We start from the raw sequence: 8,554 nt of genomic DNA, 5'->3' as shown, positions 1-8,554 counted from the left end.
CAGTCACAGCAGAAGCAACCGAACTCCCATGGGATCTGCTTAAGACTATGAGAGATAAAATCATTGCAAACGTACCGGGAGTCAATAGAGTGCTGTGGGATATCTCAGATAAACCCGTAAGTACGATAGAGTGGGAATAAGTCCCGAGTGGTTTAGAATTTTATTACAAAAATATAGTAAATATCCAAAATGCAACGATAAAGATATCGTTGCATTTTTCGTTTTTGTATTGGTATAAACTTTACATCAGCCATGACATATAGTGTTTCTGGTGTATCTTTAGAGGGTGATACTGGAGTTTCAATAGATTTAACTCTTTTTAAAAAGTTATGTATTGTTTGTCTAGGAAATAATCCTGCTTTAATATCTGCAGGACAATAATAAGTGCCTGTTGATCTACAACGATATTCGGTTCTTCTATAGGTTACAGGTCCATTAATAGTAATTATAGTTCTATTACGTGTATTCTTAACATAGTATTTATCAGTTCTATTAGGAGTATTTATAAACTCATAATCATATTTTTCTAAAGTTTCTTTTAGCAGTTGTCTACAAAAGTTATCAGAAAACAAATTCATATCTTGTACTAATTTTGCATAATTAAACGGGTCAGTAGGATCTAGTATAGGCTGAGTAAAATCATTTATGTTTTTAAGTCTTTGTGTTAAGATATTCATGCGATAGTCTCTATTCTAAATTCTATACAAATTTAATTATACGAGATTATCGCTTTTATATTCCACAAGAAGTTTACACTATCTTGACTTATTTTGACTTGTAATAATAAGTGATATAGTTTATAATTATTATTTTTACTAGCTAAATTTTAAAATGGTTAAAAATATGTATTGCCAACGATTTTACGAAATTTGATGAGCATGCAGTAAATCAAATGCAGAAGAATATTAAACTTATTAAATATAAAAAATTTGGTAATGACCTAATTCTATTTGAACAAATAAACACTCCCATTGTAAAGCCTATTGTAGAAGGTAATGAGGGAGGAACATCTATAAAAAAGTAGCAGATAAAACCTTTGCTGAGCAATTAGAAGGAACGAGTAATGAGCTAAGAGAAACCTATTATTCAATTCGTGACTATATATTATCTCTTGGTGATGATGTATCTGAAAATCAATTGAAGCTATATACAGCATTTAAAAAGATTAGAAATATCGTATGTGTAGAAGTAAGACAAAAAAGCATACTACTATACTTGAGGCTTAACCCAGATAATTACTTAGAAGAACAAAAAGCAGGCTTAGTAAGGGATGTTAGTAACATTGGTCATTGGGGAACAGGAGACTTAGAAATAACATTAAAGTCAGCCGAGAAACTTGAAAGGATTAAATACCTGATAGATCAGAGTTATAACGAAAATTGATGATTAAATTCCATGATTAAATTCTTACAATTAGTTTTAATATAGAGTAGAACGCCTTAAATATAAGGGTTAAAGTAGAATCATTAATCGATTAAAATTCCACATAAAAAGAACATATAAGAAAGGAGAAAAAATGCCAACAGAAATAAAAACCTGGGAGATACAAGATGGTAGTTTGAAAGAAATAAAAACATCTTTAGTTGAATATGGTAAAAAATAAAAAGGAGGATGCAGAATGAAGAAGAAATTAGCAAGCGTAATGATGGTATTACTTATGCTGTTAAATACACCTGTTACAGGTGGTGGTATTGCGTATGCAGAAGAACAAACAGGAGATGTGACTAGAAGCGGTCTTTTAGGAATAGCTAAACATTTCCATATATTTGCTAATAAAGCTACGCTAAAGGCGCATACAGCAGGAAATGTAGCTGTTGGAGATTTAGATGCACAAAGCAACTTTGGTACAATAATTAAAGAAGGTACACTTAAACTTGATATTTCATATATACAAAATGCAAAATTTATTCAGAGTAACTCGTTTGTAAATTCTTATGGAAACAGAAAAAATAAAGCCGTTTTCGGAGAGAATGTGCAGTTGACATTGGTAGATAATGGCAATAAAGTCGCTGCGAATGGTAATAAGTTAGATCATCTAAATAAAGACGAAATTTTTCAGGATAAAAATGGGAACCAATACATAAACTTTGCTGAAGAATTTAAAAAATTAAAAAACTCATCTGATGAAATAGCGACACACCCACAAACACCAAGTGTTGAAAAGAATTTTGATGATGAAAACAACAGATACTTTGATGTTAGCAAGGTAAAGACAACTGCATCGGGGACAGTAATTTTAACTAAAACTGATGAAGATGGTAAATTACTTGATGATGTAGTATTTGATTTATATGAAGAGGGCAATAATTCGCCTATTAAATCAGGACTAAAAACTAAAAATGGTAAAATTACAGTTACAGATTTAGAAAAAGGAAATTATTATTTTAAAGAAGTTACAACCATAGAAGGTTATGATGTTGATTCAAGTGAACAAAAATTTTCTATAAAAGATGAAAATTTAGGATCAGGGAGTACAATTTATTTAGATTTAACTAAAGAAGAGATAGAAAAAGATAGACCAATTATCATAAAAGGTATTGATAAAAATGGTTCTAATATAATTGTAAATGTAGATACCAAAAATGCTCAAACTATAAATATAGGTGCTGAAATCAAATTGCAATATACAGATGGAACGGACAGATCGAATCATGAAACAGAAGATTTTAGCGATGCAGTAGTTCTATGGAATTTTAAAAATAGAGCTTCTAATCAAGTTATAAATATAAACCGAGCAAGATTTCAAGGTAGTATTTTAGCGGTAGGAAATACTGTTGAAGTTGGGCAGAATGTTGATGGTTGCATAATTGCAGATACTGTAAATATTACCGGCGGTGAAAGCCATAGATGGGATTTTCAAGAAAAAAATGGCAACAATGGAAAACCTGCTGAACTTACTATGGTGAACAAGCTAAAAGAGGTTCCTACAAAACCAGAAAAACCAAAAACAGATACTCCAGATAGAAATCTACCAAATACTGGAGATACGCAAGATCCATTCTTATACAGCATAATATTAGGGATTTCAGGTTTAGGCTTAATTTTACTTGGAAACTGGAAAAGAAAAAATGAGAGAAAAGAAAGGTCTTAAAAAACTAAACTTTTTACAAGTAGCGGGTATTCTGCTTGTTATTCTCTCTATAAGTTATTTTGCTTATTCTAGTATAAGAGTAGAAGATAGAAAAAATGAAATTGAAAGAGATAAAGTTACTTTTATCAAAAATGCAAAGTTAGATGTTCTCCAAGACAACAAAAAAGTTAATATTTCTAATACTAATAAGCAAGAGAACAAAGTTTTAGTGGAGAATCTAAATGACAAAACACAGCATAGAGAAGTTGATGGAGATGATGAAATCATCATCTCCAATGCTATAGGCTACATTGAAATAAATAAGTTAGGTGTTACACTGCCAATATTTTCAGGAACAAGTAAAAAAGAACTAAGGGAAGGTGTTGGTATAGTAGAAAGTACTGATTATCCAACAGATGAAAAAAATATACTAAGTGTAATAGCTGGTCATAGAGGTGGATATAATGGGGAACAATCATTTTTGAATATCCATAAACTTGAACAAGGGGATCAAATAAATATTACGACAGGGGTATGAAAATATTTGATATGAACGAAAAGATAAGTAGGATTCCTAGATAACAATTTAATAAAACAAGATTTCCCCAAAAGAGGACTTTTTAGGTTCTGTGTCAAATGTTGGGGTAGGAGACTAAACATCTCCTATCCCTTTTTATTTATATTCATTTTTCTATCTTCCTATCGCACTACAAAACAATATTCTTCTTCGTACATTCATGAAGTTAGGAATCCCAAAAGAGATTCTTTTAATGACCTTAATCAAGTTATTGAAACCTTCTGTTCTACCGTTGGTCAGTCCAGTTTCAAAGTGACGTAATATCTCTTCTTTCCAATTCTTATGGGCATGAATACATTCATGAAACTCCTTTAATCCAGAGGTTTCTGCGAGAAGAAGCCAATACTCCAGTTTTTTCTTCTGCTTCTTTCCTTGTTTTTGCATCTAAGAATAAGACATACTGTTCTTTCAAAATATGGGCATCACAAATGTCTGGGCTTTGTGCTTTCATGACAGAAAGCTTTGCTTTTTGGTCTTCATCGAGTTTTCTTTCGTGTTTTCTAAGAATCGATTTACTTCGTTTAAAGTACAGTCGCTCTTTTTCAGGAAGTGTATTTTGCACTCTTTTTCGTGTGTTTTCTAATGCCCAAAAACATTGTCTCGCAAAATGAAACTTATCTGCAACGATGCGTGCATTGGGAAAGTGCGTTCTTGCAATGTTTGCGAAGTTTTGGCACATGTCCATGACTACATAGCGTACCCGTGCTTTTTCTTCTTTGGAAAAGCGTGAGAAATAGGAGTGAAGATCTTCTTTGTTTCGAGAAGGAAGAATATCGTAGATGTTCTTTTTCACACCGTCGACAAGAATACATTGGTACTTTTCATGACCTGCATTTCCTTTGAACTCGTCGATACAAAGAGTAATGGGAAGTCTCTCTGGAACGGGTTGTAGATGCGAAAAGATACGTTGGACCGTGAAACCGCTGATTTGGTATTGTTTTGCAATGCTTTTGACGGCACAGATGCCTTTTAAGGCATGAAGAATACACTGAATATTTTCTTTGGTTCTACGCTGATAGCGCCCCACAAAGTCATAGGTTTCAGTAAATCTTTTTTGACAGCATTTACATACAAATCGTCTTTTTTTCAATGTGAGAATGAGAAGTTTCGGACCGAGGAGAAAATGTTGTATTTTCTGCGTACGATAGTCGTGTATGGCTGTTTTCTGCGATTGGCAAATAGGGCAACAAGGGATCTCTTGTATGGCATTGAGTGAGACTTCGATTGCCCACTGGGTTTGTACACAGTCCTCAATGGTAACACCTTTTAAATTCAGTAGATTTTCGTTATAATAGTTTTGCACTTATCTTCACCCTTTCTATTATTGGTCGTGCTTTAATTGTAACGGGAAATGGAGATAAGTGCATTTTTTATAGAACCAAAAATAAGACCGTAGTTTAAAGTTACGGTCTTTTTGCTTACATATTATGAGGATTAATTTATTTAGACATCTTCAATGGCTACTTTCAAATGCAAAAAATAACATAAAGAAGATTGTAAAAGTAACTAATACGACAGGTGTTATTTACAAAAATGAAATTGATTATATGAGAGAAAAAATAGAAAAATTGTAAAAGAAATATGGGATATACATTCCCTTCTTCTTAATAAATCAAAAGAAAGTTCTGGTGATTAGTATGGCAATTACAAAAACACATCCAATAAAATCAACTCTAAATTTGGCAATAGATTATATTACTAAGAACGAAAAAACTGATGAAAAAATTTTAGTATCTTCATTCAAATGTTATCCATCTACAGCCCACATTCAGTTTATAAAAACACGAGAATACAATGATACTAAAGGAACAGTCTTAGCTATACATTTAATTCAATCTTTCTACCAGGAGAGGTTGAATCCTATAAGAGTTGTTGAATCCTATAAGAGTTAATGAAATTGAATTGCAATATGTAAAAAAGAACAGCCTTATGCATATAATAAATGGACTTCGGTTGAAATAGAAGATCGAAATAAAGATATGCTAAACCAAGCGAGAGAAATTTGGCCAATGGTTGTTACAGATTTTCGACCTGAGAAGTATATCGAAGAAAAAGTTTCTTTGGCAGACGATTATTCTTTAACTGGTAAATTAATTAATGGATATGAGTATCTAGGAGCTTATACAAGTGTTAAAAATTGGCAGGAAATGTATTTGGGAATGATTGAGCTTATTATTGAGGACAATCCTCAAGTTCTGATTCATCAAGTAAATAAAACTGAAAATGGTATGCAATATTACTTTGACAATCATCGAAGTAAACCAAAATATAAAAAAATATATGATGGTATTTTTGTTAATACGAATACAAGTACAAGAACAAAAATGATGGGCTTACGCCAACTATTTGAGCTATATGAAATTGACGAAAACGAGTTAACATTTGTGTTGAAGACATCTGAAGAGAATGGAGATGTTAATTTAAAAAATAAAACACAGTTAAAAGCTACCTCCAGGAGTATTTAGAGAGAGACGAAGATTTTCAGAAAATCAAACGAGAAAATTGATATGATAAATTTAGAATACCTGAACACACTATTAGAAGTTGATAATAGAGATGAGGCTCCTTTACAAGAAGATGAAAAGGTTTTTTTGTCGCAAAGTTATCTGTTTTTGGCGATGAAAAAGATAAGGTTTTAGGGCCACCGGATTCAGCTATTTATGAAGGGTGTCTATTTCGCAATAGATTTAGAACATAAGATAGAATACGACGGAGCTGATGGACTGCTTAAGGTATGTATTACTAGATTCCTTCGGAATATAAATGGTTATAAAATGAATAAACAAGTTATCAACAAAGACCACCGGCAACTTTAAACGACAAGCGTATAAGGAAAAGAGTATAGAATTACTTTAATGCCACACTAATGCTGCTTGCTGAAAAGCTTCATTTAATAGGCTTTCTTTTTTTGTATGTTAACAATAGATAGAAAGAAATAAATATAGATTTTTTAAAAAAACATATGGTTGAAGGAAAGATTACAACCTATTGTTCGATATAATAATGAACGTGCGAAGGAAGAATTGTAATAGAAAATGAGTTTTCTTAAAGCTTATAACAAAATAATAATATAGTTACTAACAATTTATGCAAGGTTAAATTTTTATGTTATATGAGAGGAGTTATTGTATGCAAAAGAGTGGTAGTCTTAAGGGCAAATTGTTGCTACTGTTTGTTTCGGTGGCATGGGCAAGCTCAATAGTTGCTGTTAAGGGTTCAACCGATTTTATTCCACCTGGAATGCTGCTCGCAACACGTTTCACCATTGCTAGTATTGTTCTGGCGGTGATTTATAGAAAGAAACTTAAGTTAATTGACAAGGAGTACATAAAGTCGGGAATTTTCATAGGAATATGTCTGTTTTGTGCTTATTTCTCACAGACAATCGGTGTAATGCTTGAGATGCCAGGAAAGAGTCATTTTCTCTCTTCAGCATACTGCATATTTGTACCATTTATTGGATGGGCAGTTTTAAAAGAAAGACCAAAGCTATATCACATTGTAGCGGCTGTAACGTGTGCGATTGGTATTATCTTTGTTTCCGTTGCCGGATCGTTAAGCATAAGCTTTGGAGATACTATATCAATAGTAAGCTCGCTTTTCTGGGCTACTCAAATTGTTGCGATTGCTAAATGGGGCAAAGGAAAGGACCCGGGAATTATAACAATGCTTCAATTTATTGTTTCTGCTGTACTTGCGTGGATTTTTACTTTGACACAGGAAGATCTCTCTATAGGTCAGGTTAATGGGACAGTTGTTTTTGGGGTTCTATATCTGGGTATCGTTTGCTCAGGACTTTGCTTCTTGTTTCAGACAATTTCACAAAAAACAGAATCCCCGACAAGTGTTTCTATCATATTAAGTTTTGAAAACATTTTCGGAATTGTATTCGGAATGGTATTTTTTGCAGAAACTTTGACAATAAACAAAGCAATTGGATTTGTTCTTATGTTTGCAGCCATTCTTATCGCAGAATTACATCCAAATTGCCTTAAAACTAAAGCAGAAAAAGCATTAGAAACTTCCAATGAAATTGCTTAATTAGATAGATAAGTTGGCTTAATTGTATTTTGAGCGAATTATGCTAATTTTGTAACTGTTCAAATAATCCTTGTATTACTGCCAACACGGATGTAAAATGAACAGGAACTTAAAAATGGGGAGCTTGTGAGACAGGCTGAGAGGAAGGTGTAACCTTCGACCCCTATACCTGATTTGGATAATGCCAACGTAGGGACATTTATATTTCCGTGATTATATGCGGGGAGTTTACCAAATCGGTAGCTCTTCGCATTTTTTATTTGGAGGAAATTCTTATGGTTAAAATCAATGGAACTGATTATGATATCTCCGGACAGACGCTGGCACGGTATTTGGCTACAACCGGTTATGATTGTAAACGTGCTGCTGTGGAGCTGTCCGTGGCTATGCCTCTTTCCTGGCTTCCATTAATCAGCGATTATACTCGTGAGGCAGAAAAACCGACAAAGGCGACTGCTGTCAGCGTCATTGTATATGGAGTCGTTAGCTGCTGGATGTATGTCATCGGTATGGGTGCAACGATTTTTACAGGCACATCCGATATTGCTCAGATCATGGTAAAAGCAGGACTTGGCATTGCCGCTCTTCTAATCATTGTGCTTTCAACCGTTACAACTACCTTTTTGGATGCATACTCTACCGGCGTTTCCAGTGAAACGATTTCCAAAAAAATCAATGGAAAATGTATAGCTGTCGGTACAGCGGTAATTGGTACCATAGGTGCAATTTTCTTTCCCATCACAGATATTACGGATTTTCTGTATCTAATCGGTTCTGTTTTTGCACCTATGATTGCAATTCAAATTGCAGATTATTATTTTTTGAAACAGGAATGTAGTGACCATAGTGTGAACTGGACGAATCTG

11 protein-coding genes, 1 pseudogene and 1 riboswitch are annotated in these 8,554 nt (G+C 33.3%); of the genes and pseudogenes, 9 read left to right on the top strand and 3 right to left on the bottom strand.

Features of this window, described 5'->3' with window-relative positions; translation table 11 throughout:
- On the top strand, positions 1–140 hold a 140-nt coding region (locus tag GXZ13_07145), incomplete at its 5' end, for a glutamine-hydrolyzing GMP synthase subunit GuaA (GenBank protein NLX75583.1).
- A gap of 12 nt (positions 141–152) precedes the next feature.
- Here the strand turns inward: GXZ13_07145 and GXZ13_07140 are convergent.
- Complete coding sequence (locus GXZ13_07140) at positions 153–677, bottom strand: hypothetical protein (protein ID NLX75582.1); 525 nt, start codon at positions 675–677, stop codon at positions 153–155.
- A 460-nt stretch (positions 678–1,137) separates the two neighbouring features.
- On the opposite strand from GXZ13_07140, the gene GXZ13_07135 reads away from it, so the two are divergent.
- From GXZ13_07135 to GXZ13_07125, 3 genes are all read left to right on the top strand, one after another.
- Complete coding sequence (locus GXZ13_07135) at positions 1,138–1,383, top strand: hypothetical protein (protein ID NLX75581.1); 246 nt, start codon at positions 1,138–1,140, stop codon at positions 1,381–1,383.
- A 235-nt stretch (positions 1,384–1,618) separates the two neighbouring features.
- On the top strand, positions 1,619–3,091 hold the full coding sequence (locus tag GXZ13_07130) for an LPXTG cell wall anchor domain-containing protein (GenBank protein ID NLX75580.1): 1,473 nt from the start codon (positions 1,619–1,621) through the stop codon (positions 3,089–3,091).
- The gene (locus tag GXZ13_07125; GenBank protein ID NLX75579.1) at positions 3,069–3,608 is read left to right on the top strand and encodes a sortase; all 540 of its coding nucleotides are present in this window, start codon (positions 3,069–3,071) and stop codon (positions 3,606–3,608) included. The genes GXZ13_07130 and GXZ13_07125 overlap by 23 nt, the downstream gene beginning before the upstream one ends.
- 153 nt (positions 3,609–3,761) lie before the next feature.
- On the opposite strand, the gene GXZ13_07120 is transcribed toward GXZ13_07125, so the two are convergent.
- Complete coding sequence (locus tag GXZ13_07120; protein ID NLX75578.1) at positions 3,762–4,031, bottom strand: transposase; 270 nt, start codon at positions 4,029–4,031, stop codon at positions 3,762–3,764.
- The gene (locus GXZ13_07115; GenBank protein NLX75577.1) at positions 3,946–4,950 is read right to left on the bottom strand and encodes an ISL3 family transposase; all 1,005 of its coding nucleotides are present in this window, start codon (positions 4,948–4,950) and stop codon (positions 3,946–3,948) included. Before GXZ13_07115 ends, GXZ13_07120 begins: the two co-directional genes overlap by 86 nt.
- A 334-nt stretch (positions 4,951–5,284) precedes the next feature.
- Between GXZ13_07115 and GXZ13_07110 the strand changes: the two are divergent.
- The 5 genes and pseudogenes from GXZ13_07110 to GXZ13_07090 all read left to right on the top strand — a co-directional run.
- A pseudogene (locus GXZ13_07110) lies at positions 5,285–5,488 on the top strand (hypothetical protein).
- Positions 5,489–5,656: 168 nt separating this feature from the next.
- The gene (locus tag GXZ13_07105) at positions 5,657–6,112 is read left to right on the top strand and encodes a hypothetical protein (protein ID NLX75576.1); all 456 of its coding nucleotides are present in this window, start codon (positions 5,657–5,659) and stop codon (positions 6,110–6,112) included.
- A gap of 195 nt (positions 6,113–6,307) precedes the next feature.
- Entirely contained in the window at positions 6,308–6,463 is a 156-nt protein-coding gene (locus GXZ13_07100) for a hypothetical protein (GenBank protein ID NLX75575.1), read from the top strand.
- 313 nt (positions 6,464–6,776) lie between these two features.
- Positions 6,777–7,688 carry a DMT family transporter gene (locus GXZ13_07095; GenBank protein NLX75574.1) on the top strand — a complete coding sequence of 304 codons (912 nt, stop codon included), beginning with the start codon at positions 6,777–6,779 and terminating at the stop codon, positions 7,686–7,688.
- Between the two features lie 106 nt (positions 7,689–7,794).
- Positions 7,795–7,901, top strand: a riboswitch (TPP riboswitch).
- Between the two features lie 62 nt (positions 7,902–7,963).
- The coding region (locus GXZ13_07090) for a hypothetical protein (protein NLX75573.1) at positions 7,964–8,554 on the top strand (591 nt) is incomplete at its 3' end.

It is taken from the genome of Synergistaceae bacterium (assembly GCA_012728235.1).
GTDB lineage: Bacteria > Synergistota > Synergistia > Synergistales > Synergistaceae > JAAYFL01.
Note: the sequence above shows the minus strand (reverse complement) of the source record. Positions and strands in the feature narration are given on the sequence as shown.